Consider the following 22536-nt stretch of genomic DNA (forward strand, 5'->3'; position numbering starts at 1 on the left):
TGGGATGCCGGGTGCGCCGGCGCTACAGTCGGGGCCCCTACCCCATGCATACCCTTCCCCACATCCAAGGCTGGTGCCCCGGCGCCTGGCAGCCCATGGCCTCCGGCGATGGGCTGGTGCTGCGCGTGCGCCCGCCGCTGGGCCGCCTGACGGTGGCCCAGGCACGGCGGCTGGCGCGCCTGGCCTGGGTGCATGGCAACGGCGCGCTGGAGCTGTCCAGCCGCGCCAATGTGCAGTTGCGCGGCATTGCGCCCGGGCGGCACGCCGCCGTGCTGCGCGCCCTGGCGGCCGTGGGCCTGCTGGACGCCGACGCGGGCCGCGAGCGCCGCCGCAACCTGGTGATCGACCCGCTGTGCCGGCCGCAGGAGTCGGTCCATGCGCTGGGCCAGGCCCTGCAGCAGGCACTGGATGCGGCCGACGACCTGGCGGGCCTGCCGGCCAAGTTCGGCTGGTCGGTGGAAGGCGCGCCGGGCCGGCTGGCGGGCGTGTCCGCCGATATCCGCCTGCAGCGCACAGCCACCGGCTGGCTGGTGCAGCCCGATGGACGGCAGCAGGCGCTGGCCGTGGCCGACACCAGCCAGGCCGTGGCCGTGGGCCTGGCGCTGGCACGCTGGTTTGCCGGTCAGTCCTCCCTTCGCCGCGCCCAGGGCTTGCGGCCCGGACGCATGGCTGCGGTGGCGGCGCAACTGCAGCCGCCCCCCGGACTGGACTGGGTGGAGACAGAAACCCCGGTCCACGGCGAAGGACCGGCGCCCGGTGCCGTGCCCGGCGTGGGCTGGCTGCTGGGCGCGCCGCTGGGCCGCTTGCCGGCCGTGGCGCTGGCGCGGCTGGTGCGCGCCTTGCCTGAGCAGGCCTTTTTGCGTGTGACACCCTGGCGCATGCTGCTGGTGGAAGACGCCGGAGCCGGCGCGGCGCTGCCCCGCTGGTGGGCGGCGGCGGGGCTGGACAACGCCGCTGACTGGATCATCCACGCCCATGACCCGCGCCTGCGCGTATCCGCCTGTACCGGCGCGCCGGGCTGCACCCAGGCCCTGGGTCCCACGCAGACATTGGCGCTGGAGCTGGCGCCGCAGGTGCCCCACGGCGCGCACCTGCATGTGACCGGATGCGCCAAGGGCTGCGCGCGGCAGGCGCCGGCCACGGTGGTGCTGCGGGCAGAAGGTGAAGACGAGGGCGAAGGCCCTGTCTATTCCGTAGTGCGCCACGGCCGTGCCGGGGATAGGGCGCAGGAGCAGCGGACCCTGGCCTCGGTGCGAGACAATCCGGGATTGCTGTTTTCAAAAGAATAATGCTGCACCGCTACGAAACCGATGGCGCCGAGATCTACCGGCAGTCCTTTGCCACCATCCGCCGCGAGGCGGCGCTGGAACGCTTCACGCCTGTCGAGGAACGCGTGGTGGTGCGCATGATCCACGCCGCTGGCCTGGTGGAGCTGGCCCCGCACGTGGCCTTCTCCCCCGGCATGGCCGAGGCCGCCGCGCAGGCCCTGCAAAACGGCGCGCCCGTGCTGTGCGACGTGCGCATGGTCAGCGAGGGCATCACGCGCTCGCGCCTGCCCGCCGCCAACCCCATCATCTGCACGCTGCAGGACGAGCGCGTGCCTGCGCTGGCCCGTGACATGGGCAACACGCGCAGCGCCGCCGCGCTGGAGCTGTGGCGCCCGCACCTGGCCGGGGCCGTGGTGGCCATCGGCAATGCGCCCACGGCCTTGTTCCACCTGCTCAACATGCTGCAGGACCCGGCCTGCCCCCGGCCGGCCGCCATCATCGGCTGCCCCGTGGGTTTCGTGGGCGCCATGGAATCCAAGCAGGCGCTGATGCAGGACCTGCCCGTTCCCTGCATGGCTGTGCATGGCCGCCTGGGCGGCTCGGCCATTACCGTGGCCGCCATCAACGCACTGGCCAGCCATGTCGAGTAGGCAGCCGCGTCCCAGCCAGGGCGGGCCCGGCATTGTCTGCGTGGGCCTGGGCCCGGGCGACCCCGAACTCATGAGCGTCAAGGCCGACCGCCTGGTGCGCGGCGCCCGCCAGGTGGCTTTTTTCCGCAAGAAGGGCCGGCCCGGCAAGGCCCGCCAGCTGGTGGACGGCCTGCTGGCCCAAGGCGCCGCTGAGCACGCCATGGAGTACCCGGTGACCACCGAGCTGCCCGTGGACAGCCCCGCCTATGTGGACCTGCTGGCGCGCTTTTACGACGACTGGTGCCTGCGCCTGGAAGCGCTGGCGCAGACCGGGCAGGTGGTGGTGCTGTGCGAGGGCGACCCCTTCCTCTACGGCTCCTTCATGCATCTGTACACCCGGCTGCGCGAACGCGGCCAGGTGCCGCTGGACGTGGTGCCCGGCATCCCCGGCATGGTGGGCTGCTGGCACGCCACGGGCGAGCCCATCACCTGGGGCGACGACGTACTCAGCGTGATGACCGGCACCCTGTCAGAAGACGAGCTGGTGCGCCGCATGCAGACGGCCGAGGCCCTGGTTGTCATGAAGGTCGGCCGCAACCTGCCGCGCATCCGCCGCGCCCTGCAGCGCACGGGCCGGCTTGACGCCGCCTGGCTGGTGCAGAACGGCACCACGGACAGCGAGCAGGTCGCGCGCCTGGGCGATGTGTCCGACGACGCCTGCCCCTATTTCGCCATCGTGCTCGTGCACGGCCAGGGCCGCCGGCCGGAGGCCGCATGGTGAGCGCCGGCCGCCTGACGGTGGTGGGGCTGGGCCCGGGCGCACTGGACCAGATCACGCCCGAAGCCGCAGCCGCCTTGCACGCGGTCGACGATGTGGTCGGCTACCTGCCCTATGTGTCCCGCGCGCAGTCCCTGCTGGCGCAGGCGGGTCAGGGCCATGCCGTGGCCTGGCATGCCTCCGACAACCGCGTGGAGCTGGAGCGCGCGCGCCAGGCGCTGGCGCTGGCCGCGCAGGGGCGGCAGGTGGTCGTGGTGTCCTCGGGCGACCCGGGCGTGTTCGCCATGGCGTCGGCCGTGTTTGAGGCCATGGAATCTGCCGATGCGGTGCAGGCCGCCGCCTGGCAGGCGCTCGATATCCAGGTGCTGCCCGGCATCACCGCCATGCTGGCCGCCGCCGCGCGCGCTGGCGCGCCGCTGGGCCATGACTTTTGCTGCATCAATCTCTCGGACAACCTCAAGCCCTGGCCGGTGATCGCGCGGCGCGTGGAACTGGCGGCCGAGGCCGACTTCGCCATGGCCTTCTACAACCCGCGCTCCAAGAGCCGGCCCGAAGGCTTTGTGCGCCTGCTGCAGCTGCTGCGCACCCGCTGCGAGCCGCAGCGCCTGCTGGTGTTCGCGCGCGCCGTGTCCACGCCCGAGGAACACTTGCACATATGCACGCTGGCCGAGGCCACGCCCGAGATGGCCGACATGCGCACCGTGGTCCTGGTGGGCAACAGCGCCACGCGCCGCGTGGGCCGCTGGGTCTACACGCCACGCCACTACGGCATGGATGGCGGCGCGGGCGGTGCGGGCTGCGCTGTCGGCAGCACGCCATGAGCAATCCAGTGCAGCACCGCAGCCACCGACCCGGTGCGCTGGCGCTGCGGCAGCGCCGGGCGCTGCACCATCACCACGGGCAGGCCCAGGGCGCGTGCGGCATCGAGCTTGCCGCGCGTGGCCTCGCCGCCTGCGTTCTTGGCCACCAGCCATTCGATGCCGTGCGTGCGCAGCAAGGCCTCGTCATCGGCCGCGCTGAAAGGCCCGCGCCCCAGAACCACCGTGGTGTGGGGCAAGGGCAGGCTGCCGGGCTCGGGCGCATCGACCAGGCGCAGCAGATAGTGGTGCTGCGGCTGGCCCGCAAAGGCCGCAAGCTGCTTGCGGCCCACGGCCAGAAACACCCGGGCGGCTGCCTGGGGCAGGGCGGCAGCGGCGGCTTGCATGTCGGGCACGTCGATCCAGGCGTCGCCGGCACTGGCCTGCCAGGGCTCGCGCTCCAGCGCCAGCAGCGGCGTGCCGGTGGCGGCGCAGGCCTGGCAGGCATTGCGGCTCATCTGCGCGGCGAACGGGTGGGTGGCATCGACCACATGGCTGATGGCCTGCCCGCGCAGGAATTGCGCCAGGCCCTGGGCACCGCCAAACCCGCCCACGCGGGTGGGCAGGGGCTGGGCCACGGGCGACTGCGTGACACCCGCATACGAGAACACGGCGGCAATGCCGGCGCGGTGCAGGGCCTGGGCCAGCTGGCTGGCGCCGCTGGTGCCGCCCAGCAGGAGAACATGGGGCATGACTGATCCCTGGTTGACATTGGTGGGCCTGAACGAAGACGGCCTGGACGGCCTCGCACCCGCCGCGCTGCGCGCGCTGGACGCGGCCGAGACCGTTTTTGGCGGGCCGCGCCACCTGGCGCTGGCCGGTGCCGGCGAGCGGGGCCGTCCCTGGCCCGTGCCCTTTGACGTGGCGCCCGTGCTGGCCTGCCGTGGCCGGCCCACGGTGGTGCTGGCTTCGGGCGATCCGTTCTGGTTCGGGGCGGGCGGCAGCCTGGCGGCGCATCTGGCGCCGCAGGAGTGGCGCTGCCACGCCCAACCCTCGACATTTTCGCTGCTGGCGTCCCGCCTGGGCTGGAAGCTGGAAGACACGGTCTGCCTGGGCCTGCACGCCGGCCACGTGGAGCAGCTGCTGCCGCACCTGTCGCCAGGCCGCCAGTCGCTGGTGCTGCTGCGCGATGGCGCCGCCGTGGCCGCATTGGCGGACTGGCTGGTGCAGGAAGGCTGGGGCGACAGCCGCCTGGAGGTCATGGAATCCGTGGGCGGCCCGCGCGAGCGCCGCCGCGCATGGCCCGCCGCCGAAGCCGCCCAGGCCCTGGCCGCCGACCCTGCCTGCGCGCCCGTGGCCGTGGCCGTGCTCGCCCAGGGCGGCGCGGCCCTGCCCCTGGTGCCGGGCCGGCCCAACCACTGGTACGCCAACGATGGCCAGATCACCAAGGCCCCGGCCCGCGCGCTGACCCTGGCGGCTCTTGCGCCGCGCCACGGCGAATGCCTGTGGGATGTGGGCGGCGGCTCGGGCTCGGTGGCCGTGGAGTGGTGCCTGGCTGGTGGCTCGGCCATCAGCCTGGAGCAGCATGCGGCGCGTGCGGACAACATCCGCCTCAACGCCCGGCGCTTCGGCCTGCAGGCGCGCCTGCGCGTGGTGCAGGGCGTGGCGCCCGAGGCGCTGGCCGAACTGCAGGCGCTGGCCCGGCCCCAGGCCGTGTTCGTGGGCGGGGGCTTTGACGCCGAATTGTTCGAGCGCCTGCAGGCCCTCATGCCCGCAGGCTGCCGCCTGGTGGTCAACGCCGTGACGCTGGAGACCGAGGCCCTGCTGGTGCAACTGCAGGCCGAGCACGGCGGCCAGCTGCTGCGGCTGGAGATTTCCAGCGCCGAGCCGCTGGGCCGCATGCGCAGCTGGAAGGCTGCGCGGCCGCTGGTGCAGTGGAGCTGGCAGCGGTGAACCCGGACCAAGCCATCCCCCACCGCTGCGGCGTGCTGGGCCTGGGCCTGCACACGGACGCACTGCCCCATGCGCTGCAGGCGCTGTGGCAGCGGGCGCAGGCGCAACTGCCGGAAAGCGCAGATGCAAGCGCCTGCGCGCCCCAGCCCATCTGCGCCGTGGCCGTGCTGGACACCAAGGCCGGCCACCCGGCGCTGGCCGCCTGGATGGCGGCTGTCGTGCCCACGGCCGTTCTGGTGCGCGTGCCGCCAGGGCAACTGCCTGGGCAGCCCGTGGTCACGCAGTCGCCGCGCATGCTGGCGCGCTATGGCACGGGCAGCGTGGCCGAGGCGGCGGCGCTGGCCGCCGCAGGCCCGCACTCCGCCCTGAGCGTGACCCGCCTGGTCGCGGACGATGGCAGCGCCACCCTGGCCCTGGCCGTGGGCCAGGGCGGACCTCTGAACTGTTGCCTGGCCCACGCCAGCCAGGCCAAGAACCAAGGAGCAACGGCATGACCGTGCATTTCATCGGCGCCGGCCCCGGCGCCGCCGACCTGATCACCGTGCGCGGGCGCGACCTCATGGCGGCCTGCCCGGTCTGCCTGTACGCAGGCTCGCTGATACCGCGCGAGCTGCTGGCGCACTGCCCGCCGGGCGCGCGCATCGTCAACACCGCATCCATGAGCCTGGACGACATCGTGGCCGAGATCCAGGCCGCCGAGGCGCGTGGCGAAGACGTGGCGCGCCTGCACTCGGGCGACCTGTCCGTCTGGTCGGCCATGGGCGAGCAGCTGCGCCGCCTGCGCGAGGCCGGCATTGCCTATACCGTCACGCCCGGCGTGCCCTCGTTCGCGGCCGCCGCCGCCACGCTGGGCGCGGAGCTGACCCTGCCCGGCCTGTGCCAGTCCGTGGTGCTGACACGCACTTCGGGCCGCGCCACGGCCATGCCCGAGGGCGAGAACCTGGCCGCCTTCGCGGCCACGGGCGCCGTGCTGGCCATCCATCTGTCCATCCATGTGGCCGCCAAGGTGCAGTCCGAGCTGCTGCCGCACTACGGCGCCGATTGCCCCGTGGCCATCGTCTGGCGCGCCAGCTGGCCTGACGAAACCGTGGTGCGCACCACGGTGGGCAGCCTGACCGAGGCCGTGGCCACCCACATGGAGCGCACGGCCCTGATCCTGGTAGGCCGCAGCCTGCAGGCCGAGGACTTCGGCGAAAGCCGCCTCTACGCGGCCGACTACGACCGCCGCTACCGCCCGCTGGGCACCGAGCCGCGCTTTCCCGCCACCGATGTGCGCGGCGGCGCCGCGCTGGATACCGCGAGGGATACCTTGAGGGACACCGTGAGCGACGTGCCCCTCGGGAACCCCGCCCCATGAGCGCGGCCCTGCCGCCCGTGGCGCTGAGCCTGATCGGCATCGGCACGGGCAACCCCGACCACCTCACGCGCGAAGCCCAGGCCGCCATGCAGGCCGCCGACCTGATCCTGCTGCCGCACAAGGGCGAGGACAAGGCCGAACTCGCCGCCCTGCGCCGCGACCTGTGCGATGCCGTGCTCACTGCGCCCGGCCCGCGCATCGAAGGCTTCGACATGCCCGTGCGCCGCAGCGTGGGCGACGACTACCTGGCCCAGGTCGATGAATGGCATGCGGCCATCACGCGCTGCTGGCAGGCGGCCATCACCCGGTCCCTGGACGAGGGGCTGCAGCCGCGCAGCCCCGGCCAGCCCCTGCGCGTGGCCCTGCTGGTCTGGGGGGACCCTGCGCTGTACGACAGCACCCTGCGCATTGCCGCGCGCATGCAGCCGGCGCCGCACAGCGTGCGCGTGGTGGCGGGCATCAGCTCCATGCAGGTGCTGTGCGCCGCGCATGCGATTGCGCTCAACGGCATAGGCCAGCCCTTCGTAGTGACCACGGGCCGCCAGCTGCGCGAGCAGGGCTGGCCACCGGGCGTGGACACGGCCGTGGTCATGCTGGACGGGCAGTGCAGCTTCACCGAGCTGCTGGACTCGGACGGCAGCGACATGGACGCCGGCCTGCACATCTGGTGGGGCGCCTACCTGGGCATGGACCGCCAGATGCTGGACAGCGGCCCGCTGGCCGAGGCCGCCCCGCGCATCGTGCAGGCCCGCGCCGCAGCGCGCGAGCGGCATGGCTGGATCATGGATATCTACCTGCTGCGGCGCGGCGGCTGAGGCCGAGGCTGCTGCCGACGCCGGCCCTCTAGCTGCACACCCCCTTCATCAAGGAATCCCGCCATGCAGATGGACAACATCCCCTTCAACACCACCGACTGGGCCGCCGTGGCGCCCACCGAGCATTCGGCCGAGGCCGGCCAGGCGTTCTGGCGCACGCAGAACTTCGGCAACATCCGCGTGCGCACGGTGGAGTACACGCCCGGCTATGTCTCCGACCACTGGTGCACCAAGGGCCATGTGCTGCTGTGCCTGGAAGGCGAGCTGGAGACCGAACTGGCGGACGGCCGCCGCTTCACGCTGACGCCCGGCATGAGCTACCAGGTGGCGGACAACGCCGAGCCGCACCGCTCGCGCTCGCCCAAGGGCGCCAGGCTCTTCGTGGTGGACTGAACCGCCCGACACCGTCGCCACGGCCACTGCAGCGCGCTGCAGTGGCGCGCGGCGCGGGATGCCAGGGGTTCATGCCCGGTCGGCGCAATGCCTGACGGACGGATGGCTCTCGAAGTACGCCGCCATGGTCTTGAGCAGGCCCGTGATGTCCTGGCGCACGGCCTCGAAGCCGGCGTTGCGCTCGCGAGTGTCCTCATCCATGTAGATGGGCCGGCGGATCTCGATCTGCACGCTGTGCCGCTGCAGCGCGGGCTGGCCGATCCTGGCGATCAGCTGCACGCCCTTGTAGGGATCGTTGCGCGCCACGGTGTAGCCGCAGCCGCGCAGGTATTCCTCCACCAGGGCGACGAAGGCGGGCTCGCAGGTGCTGCCGTCGCGGTCGCCCAGCACGAAGTCGGCCAGAGGCCGCTCGCTGCGGATCTGCAGCCGCTCATAGGCGTTGTTGGGCATGGAGTGCAGGTTCAGGTGCCAGACCGCGCCAAAGCGCCGGTGCGTGTCCTCCACGGCCTGGGCCAGCGCCTGGTGGTAGGGCTGGTAGCAGCGCGCAATGCGCTGCTGCACCTCGTCCACGGGCAGCAGGCGGTCGTAGATGGGCTGGTTCTTCACGGTGCGCCAGATCAGGCCCGAGCCGATGCGCGTCTTCTCCCCGGGCGACAGCGGCGTGGGCCAGGGCGTGGCCAGCAGGGCCGGGTCTATGTCGTCGAGCGTGCGGTTCAGGTCCAGGTAGCTGCGCGGGAACAGCGCCTCCACCAGGGTGGCGCCGACTGCGGGCGCGGCGCCCCACAGGGCCTCGACATGGGTGTCCTCGGCCGCACGCAGCACGGAGCGCGGCACGGCATGCCCGAAATCGCCGGGATAGCGCACGCCGCTGTGCGGCGAATCGCACACCAGCGGTATGGCGGCTCCCTCGGGCGGGTGCAGCACGAACATGGCCTGGTCCTGGAGGGTGTCCTGCATCTTCATCTCACTCCGCGCTGATCTTGGCGACCTTGGCCACGGCGGCGTAGCGCGCCACGGCCTGCTCGATCTGGGTCTGGAACTGTTGCGGCGTGTTGGGGATGAGGGTGGCACCCGCGTCCTCCATCTTCTTGATGAAGTCCGGCTGCTTCATGGCCGCATGGATGGCCTGGTTGAGCCGGCGCACCACCGGCGCCGGCGTGCCTGCCGGCGCGACGATGCCGAACCAGCCGCCATTGCCCATCTGCGGAAAGCCGAGCTCGCCGTAGGTGGGCACGTCGGGCAGGGCGGGGGAGCGCTTGTCCGAGAGCACGGCCAGGGCGCGCAGCCGCCCGGCCTGGATGTGGGTGAGGGCCGAGGGCAGGTTGTCCGTGATCGCGTCCACCTGGCCGGCCACGGCGTCGTTGAGCGCCATGCCCGATCCCTTGTAGGGCACGTGCAGCAGCTCGATCTTCGCCAGGCTGGAGAAATACTCCACGTTGGCATGGCCCAGCGAGCCCATGCCGGGCGAGGCGAAGGTGATCTTGCCCGGCTCCTTCCTGGCCATGGCCAGCAGCTCGGCCATGGTCCTGGCGGGGAACTTGGCGTTGACGGCCAGCACGCTGGGCACGGTCGCCACGTTGCTGACGGGGGCGAAGTCCTTGACCGGGTCGTACTTGAGGCGGGTGCCGTAGGCGGCGGCGTTGGAGCCGTGCGTGCTCATGGTGGCCATGCCCAGGGTGTAGCCGTCGGGGCGCGACTTGGCCACCTGCTCCATGCCCAGCGAGCCGCCTGCACCGGCGCGGTTCTCCACCACGATGGCCTGGCCCAGCTCGCGGGCCGCGTATTCGCCGATCAGGCGTGCGGCCAGGTCGGTCGAGCCGCTGGCCGCAAAGGGCACGATGAGGCGGATGGGCCTGTCGGGAAACTCGGCACGGGCCGCCGTGGCGCTCAGCAGGGCGATGCCGGCGATGGCGCCGAGGGCGAGGACGGTGCTGCGGCGTGCACGAAGCGGTGCGCCAAGCGGTGAGCGAAGGGATGTGGGCGTGTTCATGACGACAAAGTGTCGGTGGCATGGCCCGTGCTTCCAAACGACAATTTGGCCGCTAGCATGACTGTTGCGCATGCTCGCACCGGCTTCGGGCGCGCCGTTGTGCTGTCCGTCAATGCCCGTTCAGGGTCTGTATTCCATGCGTCTGCACTCGCCTTCGATGTCCGAGCTTCATGCCTTCGCCACGGCGGCGCGGCTGGGCAGTTTTTCGCGCGCGGCGGCCGAGCTGTGCGTCACCCAGAGCGCGGTCAGCCGTGCCGTGGCACGGCTGGAGCAGCACTACGGCCTGGCGCTGATCAAGCGCAATGCGCATTCCCTGCACCTCACGCCCGTGGGCCGGGAACTGCTGGACGCCGTGCGCGAGCCGCTGGCCGCCATCGAGGAAACCAGTGCCCGCCTGCGCCTGGGAGAGGCCGACCGGCCGCTGAACCTGGCGGTGGTGCCCACCTTGGCCAGCGCCTGGCTGATTCCGCGCCTGCGCGCCTTCCAGCAGCTGCACCCCGGCATCCGCGTGAACTTCGTGCCCTACCGCAAGAGCGAGGATTTCACGGGCCCCACACCCGACGCCGCCGTGCTCACCGGCCTGGGCCCCGAGGACTGGCCGCACTGCAGCTGCGACTACGTCATCGGCCGCGAGATGGTGCCCATCTGCCACCCGGCGCGCATGGCCCAGCGGCTGGCCCAGGGCGCCTGGCGCAAGCCCGGCGATCTGGCCACCGAGCCGCTGCTCTATCACACCACCGCCCCGGGCAACTGGACGCAGTGGCTGCGCGCGGCCGGCGCCGGCCGCAAGGCGCCCAACCTCGCCACGGCGTTCGATCAGGTGTCCATCCTGATCCAGGCCGTGATTGCGGACATGGGCCTGGCCCTGGTGCAGCGCTGCCTGGTTCGCGAGGAACTGCGGGCCGGCACCGTCGTGGTGCCTTTTGACCTGCCGGTCACGCTGCAGCGCGGCTATTTCCTGTGCGTGCCCGGCGACCGGCGGCCCCGGCCCGGCTTTGCCGAGTTCCGCCGCTGGCTGCTGGACACGGCGGCAGCCGATATCGCCGCCATGGGCATCCACCCGGCCGCCGCCTGAGACCCGTCACGGCGTCATTGCCAGCGTGGCGTTGTCGATCACGAAGCGGTACTTCACATCGCCCTGCAGCATGCGCTCGTAGGCGGCGTTGATCTCGTCGGCGCGGATCATCTCGATATCGGCGACGATGCCGTGCTCGGCGCAGAAATCCAGCATCTCCTGCGTTTCGGGAATGCCGCCGATCATGGAACCGGCCAGGCTGCGGCGCTTCATGATCAGGTTGAATACCTGGGGCGAGGGATGGGGCGTGGCCGGCGCGCCCACCAGGGCCATGGTGCCGTCGCGCTTGAGCAGGGTGAAGAAGGCGTCCAGATCGTGCGGCGCGGCCACGGTGTTGAGGATGAAGTCCAGGCTCTTGGCGTGCGCCGCCATCTCGGCCGCGTTGCGCGAGACCACCACTTCGTCGGCGCCCAGGGCGCGCGCCGCCTCGCGCTTGGACTCGGAGGTGGTGAAGGCCACCACATGCGCGCCCATGGCGTGGGCCAGCTTGATGCCCATGTGGCCCAGGCCGCCAATGCCCACCACGCCCACCTTGTGGCCCGGCCCCACGCCCCAGTGGCGCAGTGGCGACCAGGTGGTGATGCCCGCGCACAGCAGCGGCGCCACGGCGGCCAGCTGTTCCTCGGGGTGGCGGATGTGCAGCACATAGCGCTCATGCACCACGATGCTTTGCGCGTAGCCGCCCAGCGTGTGGCCGGGCGCATCGGGCGTGGGGCCGTTGTAGGTGCCGACCATGTGGTCGCAATAGTTCTCCAGGCCCTCGTCGCAGTCCGCGCAATGGCGGCAGCTGTCCACGATGCAGCCCACGCCGACCAGATCGCCAGCCTTCACGCCCGACACATGGGCGCCCACGGCCGAGACGCGGCCCACGATCTCGTGGCCCGGCACGCAGGGGTAGAGCGTGCCCGCCCATTCCGAGCGTACCTGGTGGATGTCGGAGTGGCAGACGCCGCAGAAGGCGATCTCGATCTGCACATCGTGGGCGCCCGGTGCGCGGCGCGTGATGTCCAGGGATTGCAGGGGCAGGTCGCCCGCATGGGCTCCATAGGCTTTGACGGTCATGGGATGTTCCTCGTGGGAGGCCTGGTGGGTGTGGAAGGGATGCGGGCATTCTTGCCGCCGCCTGCCATGCTGACTAGCTAATCAATGCTTAATGGGCTTATCAGCACAGCTAATCAATGGATGGCGCTAGGCTTGCGGCCATGGCAAGACGCAACCTCAATGACCTGCTGGCCTTCGTCACCGTGGCGCGCGAGGGCAGCTTCACGCGCGCGGCGGCTGCGCTGGGTGTCACCCAGTCGGCGCTGAGCCAGACCGTGCGCGCGCTGGAGGAGCGGCTGCAGATCCGCCTGCTCACGCGCACCACGCGCAGCGTCTCGCCCACGGCGGCGGGCGAGCGGCTGATGCAGGCCATAGGCCACCGCTTCGACGAGATCGAGGCCGAACTCGACGCCCTGACCGCGCTGCGCGACAAGCCCGGCGGCACGGTGCGCATCACCTGCGGCGACTACATGCTGCAAAGCACCCTGCTGCCCCGGCTGGCGCCGCTGCTGCTCGCCTATCCGGACATCTGCATGGAGTTCGACGTGTACTACGGATTCCGCGACATCGTGGCCGAGCGCTTCGACGCCGGCGTGCGCCTGGGCAGCACCATCGACAAGGACATGATCGCCGTGCCCATCGGCCCGCCGCTGCGCATGGCCGTGGTGTCCTCGCCCGGGTATTTCGCGGAGCACGGCATTCCGAAGAATCCGCAGGACCTGATGGCGCACCGCTGCATCAACCAGCGCATGGTGACCTCGGGCGGCCTGTATGTGTGGGAGTTCGAGCGCCGGGGCCGCAAGATGAATGTGCGCGTGGACGGGCCGCTGATCTTCAACACCACCCAGCCCCAGATCGATGCGTCGCTGGCCGGGCTGGGCATCACGCTGCTGCCCGAGGACGAGGTCATGCCCTGGATCCAGAGCGGCCAGCTGCAGCGCGTGTTGGAGGACTGGTGCCCAAGATTCGACGGCCACCACCTGTACTACCCCAGCCGCAGGCAGCCCTCGCCCGCGTTCTCGCTGGTGGTCGATGCGCTGCGCTGGCGCGGCTGAGGCGCCTGGCCATCAACGCAGCGGCGAAGTAGGCATTGCCGCCGGCGACATACGCGGCCGGTCAGCTTGGGCACAATGAACGGCTTTCGCCCAGCCTCTTTCGCGGTCCTTGGACGCGACTCCTTCACGCGATTTCCTTACGCGATCTCTTCACGCGATGCAGCAAGAACCCGACTTCCTCCACAACCTGAACCAGGAATTCCGGGACGGCAGGCGCTGGCTGGACCGCACCATCGTGCTGGCCTATGCGGCCGCCGCCGGGCTGTGCGTGGTGGCCTTCACGCTGATGGCCGACGCGGGCTTTGAACTCTTCGAGAGCATCTACCACTGGCAGGGCGGCTGGGCCGTGCTGCTGTGGATGCCTGCCGTCACGGCGGGCGCCGTGTGGCTCACGCGGCGCTGGGCGCCGGGCGCGGCGGGGTCGGGCATTCCGCAGGTGATCGCCACGCTGGACCCGGCGCTGGACCCTGCGCAGCGCGGGCGCTTCGTGTCGCTGTGGCTGTCTTTCGCCAAGATGGCCCTGGCCAGCGCGGGCTTTGCGGCGGGGCTGTCGATCGGGCGCGAGGGGCCTTCGGTGCAGGTGGCCGCCGGTGTCATGCACCATGCGAGGCGCTGGTTCGGGCCGCATTCGGGCATCAGCCACCATGCGCTGCTGGTGGCCGGCGGCGCGGCCGGCATTGCGGCGGCCTTCAACGCGCCGCTGGCGGGCGTGGTCTTCGCCATCGAGGAGCTGTCGCGCAAGCTGGAGTCGCGCTCCAGCGGCCTGATCATCGCGGCCATCGTGCTGGCCGGCCTGATGGGCGTGTCGGCCTTCGGCAACCTCAGCTATTTCGGGCGCATCCAGGTGCCCCACCTGACCTGGGACGCGCTGCTGCCCGGCCTGTGCGTGACCCTGGCCTGCGGCGTGCTGGGCGGCCTCTTCGCCAAGCTGCTGGCCGCTTCGCTGACCCGCACGCCCGAGCGGCTCAACCAACTGCGCGCGCGCTTTCCCATCCGCTTCGCGGCGGCGATCGCGCTGGTGATCGCCGTCATCGGCATGGTCACGGGCGGCGCCACCTTCGGCGCGGGCTCGGAGGCCGTCAAGCACATGCTGGCGGGCCAGGCCGACGTGCCCTCGTTCTACGTCACCCTGAAGTTCATCGCCACCTGGCTGTCGGCCTGGGTGGGCGTGCCGGGCGGCATCTTCGCGCCCTCGCTGTCGATTGGCGCGGGCGTGGGCCACAACGTGGCCGGCCTCATGGGCGCAGACATCGCGCCCGCCCTCATCGCCATGGGCATGGCCGCCTTCCTGGCCGCCGTTACACAGGCGCCGCTGACGGCCTTCATCATCGTGATGGAGATGGTGGACGGCCACTCCATGGTGCTCAGCCTCATGGCCGCTGCCATGCTGGCCAGCCTGGTCTCGCGCATGCTGGCCCGGCCGCTGTACGAGACGCTGGCCCAGCACATGCTGAGTCTGGTGCCTGCTCCCGCTCCCGAGCCTGCACCTTCAACTGAGCCAGCACCTGAGCCCGTACCAGCACCGGCCGCCGCGCCGGAACCGGAGCCCGCCAGCGCACCCGCCAGCACCGCAGAGCCGGCTGCACCGCCCAAGGACCAGGACAAGCCCGCAGGCGCCTGAGCCGGGCGCGCTTGGCTGACAGCCAATGGCGAAGGGCGATGGCCTGGGCGCGCTGCACGCCACGCCATGCTCGCTTCCTGAGTCCTGACGCATAACCCGAGGAAAGGAACGCGCCATGTGGGAGGAAGTAACCAGCACCCTGGCCGAGGAATTCTCCAGCCTGCCCGATGCGGCCGAGGTCACGCGCGTCATGGTGCGCCTGCTGCTGGCGGCCCTGCTGGGCGGCATCGTCGGCTACGAGCGAGAACACAAGGGCAAGGCCGCCGGCCTGCGCACCCACATGCTGGTGGCCATGGGCGCGGCGCTGTTCGTGCTGGTGCCCGAGCGCGGAGGCATGGGCATTGCCGACATGAGCCGCGTGATCCAGGGCGTGGTGGCCGGCGTGGGCTTCCTGGGCGCGGGCGCCATCATCAAGCGCCACTCCGAGGAACAGGTGCAGGGCCTGACCACGGCCGCCGGCATCTGGATGACGGCCGCCATCGGCGTGGCCTGCGGCCTGGGGCGCGAAGCCATCGCGCTGCTGGCCACGCTGCTGGCTATCGTCATCCTCGTGATGCTGCCGCATGTGGTCAGTGCGCCACCGCCGCACGATGACGCGGAGCCGGATACCAAGCCGCGGGAGACCTGAGGGCGGGCTGCGGCCTGAAGCCTGGTATTCCGGCTTTGTTCGCTTTTTCCTGATGTTCGTGCCACGTGAACATGGCAAACATTACGAACGCAGCCAGTGAGGCTTGCGAGGCTCTCGCCAACTACCGATAGGCAGTCACCTGCGTGCATGGCATCTCTGGCCATGCACGCATGCCATTAGAAATCCACACTCGCACTCAGCGAGAACGTGCGCGGACCGCCCACCGTCAGGTAGCCCGAACCCGGGTAGCCGCCTACGGAGGCCCAGTAGTTGCGGTCCGTCGCGTTGTCCACGCGCAGGCGCAGCGTGAGCAGCTTGCCCTGCACTTCGGTCATGTAGCGCACGCCCAGGTCCAGGCGGTTCCATCCGGCCACGCGCAGGGTGTTGACGTCGTTGGCGTAGCTGGCGCCGGTGTGCACCAGGCGGCCGTCCAGCGCCAGGCCGTTGATGCCCGGCACATCCCATTCCACGCCCGCTGTGGCCTGGAAGCGCGGCACGCCGATGACGCGCTTGCCGTCGGTGGTGGCGCGGCCCGTGCTCTGCTGCCTGGCGTCCAGCCAGGTGGCGCCGCCCAGCAGGCGCAGGCCGCGCATGGGTTCGCCGAAGACGTTGAATTCCACGCCCTGGTGACGGTCCTTGCCCGCCGAGGTGAAGAGGGTGCCGTCGATCAGCGAGCGCGGCTTGTCGGTGGAGAAGAAGGCCAGGCCGCCGCCCAGCTTGCCGCCGTCGTACTTGACGCCCACTTCCTTTTGCTTGGTCACGTAGGGCGACATCTGCTGGCCCGCGTTGGCGATGATGGTGTCGCCCGACTTGGCTGGCGCCGTGTCGCCCTGGGCCAGTCCCTCGATGTAGTTGCCGTACAGCGATACCTGGGGCGTGAGCTTGAACACCGCGCCCAGCACCGGGCTGGTGCGGCTCTGGTCGTAGGCCGTGCGCACGCCGCCCTGGCTGGTGACCGCGCCGTTGCTGACGATGCGGTAGCTCACCGAGTCGGTCTCTATCGTCTGGCGGCGCACGCCGGCCGTCACCAGCATGCGGCCGTCCATCAGCGACAGCGTGTCGCCCAGCGCAAAGCTGTTCAGGCGCGTGCCCCGGTTGTAGGCGGGGTTGGACAGGTCGTTGCCCAGGTAGTTGAGCGGCGTGATCGCGTAGTAGCGCGGGTCGTAGAGATTGGTGGCCAGCGTGTTGCTGCCCCCGCCGGTGCTCATGCCATAGGCGTTGTAAACCTTGAGGTCGAAGGCCGAGTAGCTGGCCACGATCTCATGGCCCACGCTGCCCGTGTTCAGGCGTGCGCGCACGCCCAGCTCGCCCGTGCTCACGCGGTCCTTGCGCGCGTTGTCGAAGCGGCTAGTGGTGGCTGCGCCATTGCCGGCCGCCGCCAGCGTGATGTTGGCCAGCGAGTTGTTCTCGGAGCTGCGGCGCAGTCCATAGGCGGCCCAGGCCGTCACATTGCTGTTGATGTCCCATTCGCCGCGCAGCGTGCCGAACAGGTCGCGCTCGTCGGAATAGGTCCAGGGCTGGGCCCAGTTGGAGGAAGCATCGGGCGCCGAAGGAATGGCCGCCAGCCCTGCGCCCGGCGTGACATTGGTGCGCGTGCGCTTGAGGCGGTTGTCCTGCCAGCCGATGTCGCCCGACAGGCGCACATTGCGGCTGCGCCAGTCCATGCCCACGGACAGCAGATCGAGCTTGGAGCTTTCCTGGGCGATGGCGGTATCGCCGCCACGGTGCGCGGCGTTCAGGCGGATGCCCGTGGCCTGGTCGGGGCCGAAGCGCCGGCTCACGTCGGCCGCCACGAAGGCCTGGCCGCCGCTGGCAATGCCCGCCGTCACGCGCGACAGCGGATCGCTGCCCGCGCGCTTGGGTAGCAGGTTGATGTTGCCGCCCAGGCCGCCGCCATTGGGGCTGGCGCCCATCAGAAAGGCCGATGCGCCGCGCAGCAGCTCCACGCGCTCGAACAGCTCGGTGGCGATGTACTGGCGCGGCAGCAGCGCATACAGGCCGTTGTAGGCCACGTCGTCCGAGCCCAGCACGAAGCCGCGCACGAAGTAGGACTCCTGGAAATTGCCGAAGCCGCGCGCCACGCGCACGGAAGGATCGTTCTGCAGCACATCGCCCACGCTCTTGGCCTGGCGGTCCTGGATCAGCTCGTTGGTGTAGCTGGTGATGGAGAACGGCGTCTCCATGTTGTCGCGCGTGCCCAGAATCCCGGCCCGCCCGCCGCGCGCCACCTGGCCGCCCGCGTAGGGCCTGGACAGGCCTTCAGCCGACGCATCGGCGCTGGCCTCGACGGTGACGGTGCCCAGCTCGGGCGCGGCCGTTGCCGTGGAAGGGGCAGGCTGGGCCCATGCGGAGCCAGCAGACAAAAGAAGGGCCAGGGCCCCGGCGATCGGGGTGAGCGTGTGGAGGGGGGAGTGCATGGAGAAAACGGGATGAGAATGCGGGGTGAGAATGATTCCCAATAATTTTATCGATGCGACTCCCCCGTATGGAGCTTGTAGGGAGATGTGTCTGTTTGTGCCCACACTCCTCCTGGCCCGCCTTCACGCCTGTCCAAGCAGCTCCCACGAGCAGACCTGCGCCTCATCCTCCCCCTGCACGAACGCAACCCGCATGCCTAGCGCCTTGCCCATGCCTTGCACGGCCAGGCGCAGGGCGGCGGGCACGGCGCGGTCGCCCGTAATAACGACCATGCCCCGGCACAGCTGGCGCATGCGTTCGCGGTTGCGCTTGAAGAACAGGGCGCGCTGCTTGCGTTCTTCGTGGCTTTCCTCGGGGTGGTCGCCGGGCAGGTGGTCGGTGAGCAGCACGAAGTGCCGGCCCTGGTCGAGCAGGGATTCGATCTGGGCTTCGGCCGATGCGTCATTGCCGTTGCCTGCGTCTGCAGGTGCCTGCGCTTCGGGTTCGCGCAGGTAGACCAGGGGAAAGCGGGAGGTATCGATCAGCATGTCATGGTTCCTGGGAAAAGCAGGGCATCAGTACAGGTCGTGCCTGACCGCATGGGCGTAGTGGGCGTTGGCCTGCTCCTGTTGCGCGGCATCCATGGCGGGCGCCGTGGCGTCGGCCAACTGCGTGAGGGCGGCCATCATCTGGCCCACGGTGGGCAGGGCGGCGCGGTCCAGCTGGCTTGACGGGTTCCACAGGCCGGAGCGGTGGATGGCCTTGCCGCAGTGCAGCAGCACCTCGTCGACCAGTACCACGGTGGCGGTCTTGGGCGTGCCCCGGCCTTCGCTCAGCTCCTGCAGCAGATGGGGGTCGGTGGAGATGCGGCCGCGCCCGTTGATGCGCAGGAAGATGTCCAGCCCCGGGAACAGGAAGAGCATGGCCAGGCGGTCATGGGCCTGCAGGTTGCGCAGGGATTCGATGCGGTTGTTGCCGGGCCAGTCGGCAAAGGCCACGGTGCGCTCGTCCAGCACCTGCACAAAGCCGGGCGGCCCGCCGCGCGGCGAGGCGTCCAGGCCGCGTTCGCCGGCCGTGGCCAGGCAAAAGAAGCTGGCCTGGCGCAGATAGGCCTCGTGGAAGTCGGACAGGCGGTCGCGCACGGCCTTCTGGATTCTTTCTGCCGGGGCGGCGTAGAGCGAGTCCAGGTCGATGGCCGGGCCTGGCGGCTCTGCAAGGGCGTTGTTGTCTGTGTGCATGGCACAAGCGTAAGAACAAAGGCGCTGGCGGCTGTAGACTGGATCAGCCAACAAATAGCTCAAAGACGCCATGCCCGATGCCATTCTTGAACTGGTCAGCCATGTGAACCGTGCCGATGGCCCCGTGCTGATCGCAGCCGTGGGCAACCAGGACGAGGAGCTGGCCTCCGAGCCGCACCGGCACGCGCGCGGCCAGCTGTTCGGCTCGCTGCGCGGGCTGCTGTCGGTGGGCGTGGAAGACGCGGTCTGGGTGGTGCCCGCCATCCATGCCGTGTGGCTGCCGCCGCACCAGCTGCATTCGGGCCGCTCCCATGGTCCCTTCCACGGCTGGAGCGTCTACGTGGCGGAGCCGGCCTGCGCCGACCTGCCGCAGCGGCCCTGCGCCATCCGCACCTCGGGCCTGCTGCGCGAGGCCGTGCTGCGCGCCGCCAGCTGGGGATGGCAGCAAGGCGTGCCCACAACGCAGCCCGTGCAACCAGGCCCTTCGGCGGACCAGGCCCGCGCCCATGTGATGGCGGTGATCCTGGACGAGATCCGCACCCTGCCCGTGGAGCCCCTGGGCCTGCCCCTGCCCGCAGACCCGCGCCTGCAGCGCATCGCCCGCGCGCTGATCGCCGACCCGGCCGATGCCCGCGACCTGGAGGCCTGGGCACGCTGGGCCGCGGTCAGCTCGCGGACGCTGAGCCGGCGCTTTGTCTCGGAAACCGGCTTCAGCTTCACCGCCTGGCGCCAGCGCGCACGGCTGATGCGCTCGCTGGAGATGCTGGCCGCCGGCGCGCCGGTGACGAACATCGCGCTGGACCTGGGCTACGCCACGGCCAGCGCCTTCATCGGGCTGTTCCGGCGCACGTTCGGGGAGACGCCTGCGGCGTACCGGGGGAGGCTGGGGGCTGCGCGGGACTGAGGGGCTGCGGTGCCCTTGTGGCTAACGGCTTCGCCTACAACCGCTGCAACTGCGCATTCAGATACGCATCGCGCGAGGGCAGCAGGTGCTCGGCGCACAGGCGGACCAGGGCGTCGCGGTCTTGGGCGCGCAGGGCTTCGATCATTTGCCAGTGTTCCTGGCGTGCGCGCTCGCGGTAGTCGGCCGAGACCAGGGAGGCGAAGCGGATGGGGTGCGTCTGGCGCGCGTATTCGGTGATGGCCTTGTGCAGCGTGTCGTTGCCCGCCAGCGCAAACAGTTCCTGGTGAAAGGCCAGGTTGATGCGGAACACCAGGCGCGCGTTGCCTTCGGCCACGGCGGCGTCGTGCTGCTGCTGGATGGAGGTCAGGCGTTCGAGCCTCTCGGCCGGCACGGGCAGGGGGATCTTGCGCGCGGCCTCCACTTCGAGCATGCCGCGCAGCTCGTACAGCTCCTGCACTTCCTGGGTGGAGAACGAGCGCACCAGGGCGCCCACGTTCTTGCGGCGCTCGATCAAGCCCATGCGGTCCAGCGCGGCCAGGGCCTCGCGGGCGATGTGGCGCTTGACGTCGAAGCGGGCCATGAGGTCGTCTTCGACTAGGCGCTCGCGCGGGTGCAGCCGGCCGAAGACCACGTCCTCTTCCAGCGCGGCCACCATGGCGCCCAGGGCGTCGGCTGCGGGGGCGGGTTCGGCATCCAGGGAAATCGGCAGTGAGGCGGCAGCGACCATCAAGACAGGCGGTTGGGACAAAAACGCCATTTTGTCCGAACTGATGGCCTTCACTGGGCATGGCGGGCGTGCCGCGCTGCCTGGCATGGACTATTCGCGCGGGCCGGGAATGGTGCCGCGTTCGGTGGCGCAGCGCAGGAAGTCGAAGTCCACGCCCTGGTCGGCCTGGTTCACGGTGGTGAGAAAGAGCTTGCGGTAGCCGCGCTCGGCCGTGGGCTCGGTCACGGGGTGGAGCCGGGCGCGGCGGGCCAGTTCCTCGTCGCTGACCTGCAGCGTGAGCTCGCGCCGCGCCACCGACAGCGTGATGCGGTCGCCGTTGTGCACATGGGCGAGCGGGCCGCCCACGGCCGACTCGGGCGTGACGTGCAGCACGATGGTGCCGAAGGCCGTGCCGCTCATGCGCCCGTCGGAGATGCGCACGATGTCCTTGACGCCGGCCCGCGCCAGCTTGCGCGGGATGGGGATGTAGCCCGCCTCGGGCATGCCGGGCGCGCCCTTGGGGCCGATGTTCTTGAGCACGAGGATGTCGTCGGCGGTCACGTCCAGATCGTCGCTGTCGATGCGGCGGGCCAGGTCGGCCGCGTTCTCGAAGACCACGGCGCGGCCTTCGTGCTCCATGAGCCGGGGATGGGCGGCCGACTGCTTGATGATGGCGCCGCCCGGCGCCAGGTTGCCCTGCAGCACGGCGATGCCGCCCTGCGGGTAGATGGGGTTGGAGCGCGGGCGCACCACGTCCTGCGCAAAGCCGGGGCCGGCGCGATCGATCTCTTCGCCCAGCGTGCGGCCGGTGACGGTGAGGGCGTCCAGGTTCAGCAGGGGCTTGAGCTCGCGCAGCAGCGTGGCCATGCCGCCCGCGTGGTGGAAGTCCTCCATGTAGTGATCGCCCGAGGGCTTGAGGTCCAGCAGCACGGGCGTGTCGCGGCCCATGCGGTCCAGGGCCTTGAGGTCGATGTCATAGCCCATGCGCCCCGCGATGGCGGCCAGGTGGACGATGCCGTTGGTGGAGCCGCCGATGGCCAACAGCACGCGCATGGCGTTTTCGAAGGCGGCGGGCGTGAGGATTTTGTCGATGGTCAGGCGCTCGCGCGCCATGCGCACGGCCTCGGTACCGGTCTGCTCGGCGATGCGAATGCGGTCGGCCGTGACGGCGGGGGGCGAGGCGCCGCCGGGCACGGTCATGCCCAGCGCCTCGGCAATGCAGGCCATGGTGCTGGCCGTGCCCATGACCGAGCAGGTGCCCACGCTGGCCACCAGCTGGTTGTTCACGTCGGCGATCTCTTCGGCGTCGATCTCTTCGGCGCGGAACTTGCCCCAGTAGCGGCGGCAGTCCGTGCAGGCGCCCACGCGCTCGCTGCGGTGCGAGCCGGTGAGCATCGATCCGGTGATCAGCTGGATGGCCGGGATGCCCGCCGAGGCCGCGCCCATCAACTGGGCCGGCACCGTCTTGTCGCAGCCGCCGATGAGCACGACGGCATCCATGGGCTGGGCGCGGATCATCTCCTCGGTGTCCATGGACATGAGGTTGCGCAGGTACATGCTGGTCGGCGCCGAGAAGCTTTCGTGCACCGAGATGGTGGGGAAGTCCATGGGCAGGCCGCCCGCCAGCATGACGCCGCGCTTGACGGCCTCGATCAGCTGGGGCGCGTTGCCGTGGCAGGGGTTGTAGCTGCTGCCCGTGTTGGCAATGCCGATGACGGGGCGCTGCAGCGCCGAGTCCGTATAGCCCGCGCCCTTGATGAAGGCCTTGCGCAGGAACAGCGAAAAGCCGCGGTCGCCGTAGTTGGTCAGGCCCTTGGAGATGCCGGTGGCCGCATCGGCTGGGGCGATGTCATGGCCTGGAGCGCCATCGGGAGTCTTGGGGTCGGTCATG

General features: G+C 70.6%; 23 protein-coding genes. 14 read left to right on the forward strand and 9 right to left on the reverse strand.

Translation table 11 applies throughout. From position 1 onward, the window contains the following. Window positions 1-44 precede the first annotated feature (44 nt). Genes cobG through cobJ form a run of 4 tightly spaced genes read left to right on the forward strand, consistent with a single transcriptional unit; the run spans window position 45 to window position 3496 of the window. Window positions 45-1289 carry a precorrin-3B synthase gene (gene cobG, locus INR38_RS00205; protein WP_207442460.1) on the forward strand — a complete coding sequence of 415 codons (1245 nt, stop codon included), beginning with the start codon at window positions 45-47 and terminating at the stop codon, window positions 1287-1289. Beyond that, window positions 1289-1918, forward strand: a complete 630-nt coding sequence (locus INR38_RS00210) for a precorrin-8X methylmutase (RefSeq protein WP_013800507.1) — start codon at window positions 1289-1291, stop codon at window positions 1916-1918. The genes cobG and INR38_RS00210 overlap by 1 nt, the downstream gene beginning before the upstream one ends. Next, window positions 1908-2678, forward strand: a complete 771-nt coding sequence (gene cobI / locus INR38_RS00215; RefSeq protein WP_013800508.1) for a precorrin-2 C(20)-methyltransferase — start codon at window positions 1908-1910, stop codon at window positions 2676-2678. The genes INR38_RS00210 and cobI overlap by 11 nt, the downstream gene beginning before the upstream one ends. Beyond that, window positions 2672-3496, forward strand: coding sequence for a precorrin-3B C(17)-methyltransferase (gene cobJ, locus INR38_RS00220; protein WP_207442459.1), 825 nt, complete (start codon window positions 2672-2674; stop codon window positions 3494-3496). Before cobI ends, cobJ begins: the two co-directional genes overlap by 7 nt. Here the strand turns inward: cobJ and INR38_RS00225 are convergent. After that, window positions 3439-4224, reverse strand: a complete 786-nt coding sequence (locus INR38_RS00225; RefSeq protein ID WP_207442458.1) for a cobalt-precorrin-6A reductase — start codon at window positions 4222-4224, stop codon at window positions 3439-3441. The two genes, cobJ and INR38_RS00225, sit on opposite strands and share 58 nt — an antisense overlap. Here INR38_RS00225 and cbiE point away from each other — a divergent pair. From cbiE to INR38_RS00250, 5 genes are all read left to right on the forward strand, one after another. After that, window positions 4223-5425, forward strand: a complete 1203-nt coding sequence (gene cbiE, locus INR38_RS00230; RefSeq protein WP_170961988.1) for a precorrin-6y C5,15-methyltransferase (decarboxylating) subunit CbiE — start codon at window positions 4223-4225, stop codon at window positions 5423-5425. The genes INR38_RS00225 and cbiE overlap by 2 nt on opposite strands. After that, window positions 5422-5919 carry a cobalamin biosynthesis protein gene (locus INR38_RS00235; RefSeq protein WP_180318712.1) on the forward strand — a complete coding sequence of 166 codons (498 nt, stop codon included), beginning with the start codon at window positions 5422-5424 and terminating at the stop codon, window positions 5917-5919. Before cbiE ends, INR38_RS00235 begins: the two co-directional genes overlap by 4 nt. After that, the gene (cobM, locus tag INR38_RS00240) at window positions 5916-6782 is read left to right on the forward strand and encodes a precorrin-4 C(11)-methyltransferase (RefSeq protein WP_207442457.1); all 867 of its coding nucleotides are present in this window, start codon (window positions 5916-5918) and stop codon (window positions 6780-6782) included. The genes INR38_RS00235 and cobM overlap by 4 nt, the downstream gene beginning before the upstream one ends. Further along, window positions 6779-7597, forward strand: coding sequence for a precorrin-6A synthase (deacetylating) (cobF, locus tag INR38_RS00245; RefSeq protein ID WP_207442456.1), 819 nt, complete (start codon window positions 6779-6781; stop codon window positions 7595-7597). The genes cobM and cobF overlap by 4 nt, the downstream gene beginning before the upstream one ends. A gap of 63 nt (window positions 7598-7660) precedes the next feature. After that, window positions 7661-7990 carry a DHCW motif cupin fold protein gene (locus INR38_RS00250; protein WP_013800515.1) on the forward strand — a complete coding sequence of 110 codons (330 nt, stop codon included), beginning with the start codon at window positions 7661-7663 and terminating at the stop codon, window positions 7988-7990. A gap of 69 nt (window positions 7991-8059) precedes the next feature. Here the strand turns inward: INR38_RS00250 and INR38_RS00255 are convergent, their stop codons facing one another. After that, window positions 8060-8947 carry an N-formylglutamate amidohydrolase gene (locus INR38_RS00255; protein WP_207442455.1) on the reverse strand — a complete coding sequence of 296 codons (888 nt, stop codon included), beginning with the start codon at window positions 8945-8947 and terminating at the stop codon, window positions 8060-8062. A 7-nt stretch (window positions 8948-8954) separates the two neighbouring features. After that, on the reverse strand, window positions 8955-9980 hold the full coding sequence (locus INR38_RS00260; RefSeq protein WP_207442454.1) for a tripartite tricarboxylate transporter substrate binding protein BugE: 1026 nt from the start codon (window positions 9978-9980) through the stop codon (window positions 8955-8957). A gap of 136 nt (window positions 9981-10116) precedes the next feature. Between INR38_RS00260 and INR38_RS00265 the strand changes: the two genes are divergently transcribed. Then, on the forward strand, window positions 10117-11055 hold the full coding sequence (locus INR38_RS00265; RefSeq protein ID WP_065347784.1) for a LysR substrate-binding domain-containing protein: 939 nt from the start codon (window positions 10117-10119) through the stop codon (window positions 11053-11055). 6 nt (window positions 11056-11061) lie between these two features. On the opposite strand, the gene INR38_RS00270 is transcribed toward INR38_RS00265, so the two are convergent. After that, window positions 11062-12117: an NAD(P)-dependent alcohol dehydrogenase gene (locus INR38_RS00270; protein WP_065347785.1), complete on the reverse strand. Its 1056-nt coding sequence runs from the start codon at window positions 12115-12117 to the stop codon at window positions 11062-11064. A gap of 140 nt (window positions 12118-12257) precedes the next feature. Between INR38_RS00270 and INR38_RS00275 the strand changes: the two genes are divergently transcribed. The 3 genes from INR38_RS00275 (at window position 12258) to INR38_RS00285 (ending at window position 15400) form a co-directional block, all read left to right on the forward strand. After that, the gene (locus tag INR38_RS00275; RefSeq protein WP_013800520.1) at window positions 12258-13151 is read left to right on the forward strand and encodes a LysR family transcriptional regulator; all 894 of its coding nucleotides are present in this window, start codon (window positions 12258-12260) and stop codon (window positions 13149-13151) included. Between the two features lie 157 nt (window positions 13152-13308). Further along, a complete protein-coding gene (locus INR38_RS00280; protein ID WP_207442453.1) occupies window positions 13309-14772 on the forward strand; it encodes a chloride channel protein in 1464 nt (487 codons plus the stop codon). Window positions 14773-14887: 115 nt separating this feature from the next. Next, window positions 14888-15400, forward strand: a complete 513-nt coding sequence (locus INR38_RS00285; RefSeq protein WP_043821673.1) for an MgtC/SapB family protein — start codon at window positions 14888-14890, stop codon at window positions 15398-15400. Window positions 15401-15576: 176 nt separating this feature from the next. Here the strand turns inward: INR38_RS00285 and INR38_RS00290 are convergent, their stop codons facing one another. The 3 genes from INR38_RS00290 to INR38_RS00300 all read right to left on the reverse strand — a co-directional run bounded on the left by INR38_RS00290 (window position 15577) and on the right by INR38_RS00300 (window position 19035). Continuing rightward, window positions 15577-17817 (reverse strand): TonB-dependent receptor, encoded by a 2241-nt coding sequence (locus INR38_RS00290; protein WP_207442452.1) that lies wholly within the window; start codon window positions 17815-17817, stop codon window positions 15577-15579. 123 nt (window positions 17818-17940) lie between these two features. Then, the gene (locus INR38_RS00295) at window positions 17941-18345 is read right to left on the reverse strand and encodes a hypothetical protein (RefSeq protein WP_202758849.1); all 405 of its coding nucleotides are present in this window, start codon (window positions 18343-18345) and stop codon (window positions 17941-17943) included. Window positions 18346-18372: 27 nt separating this feature from the next. Beyond that, on the reverse strand, window positions 18373-19035 hold the full coding sequence (locus tag INR38_RS00300) for an MSMEG_1061 family FMN-dependent PPOX-type flavoprotein (RefSeq protein ID WP_207442451.1): 663 nt from the start codon (window positions 19033-19035) through the stop codon (window positions 18373-18375). A 70-nt stretch (window positions 19036-19105) separates the two neighbouring features. Between INR38_RS00300 and INR38_RS00305 the strand changes: the two genes are divergently transcribed. Beyond that, window positions 19106-19939, forward strand: coding sequence for a helix-turn-helix transcriptional regulator (locus INR38_RS00305; RefSeq protein ID WP_207442450.1), 834 nt, complete (start codon window positions 19106-19108; stop codon window positions 19937-19939). Window positions 19940-19973: 34 nt separating this feature from the next. On the opposite strand, the gene INR38_RS00310 is transcribed toward INR38_RS00305, so the two are convergent. Beyond that, complete coding sequence (locus tag INR38_RS00310) at window positions 19974-20666, reverse strand: GntR family transcriptional regulator (RefSeq protein ID WP_043821684.1); 693 nt, start codon at window positions 20664-20666, stop codon at window positions 19974-19976. Between the two features lie 90 nt (window positions 20667-20756). Beyond that, window positions 20757-22535: an IlvD/Edd family dehydratase gene (locus INR38_RS00315; RefSeq protein WP_071956906.1), complete on the reverse strand. Its 1779-nt coding sequence runs from the start codon at window positions 22533-22535 to the stop codon at window positions 20757-20759. Window position 22536: the final 1 nt, after the last annotated feature.

Source organism: Delftia sp. SD018, assembly GCF_017355445.1.
Lineage (GTDB): Bacteria > Pseudomonadota > Gammaproteobacteria > Burkholderiales > Burkholderiaceae_C > Comamonas > Comamonas acidovorans.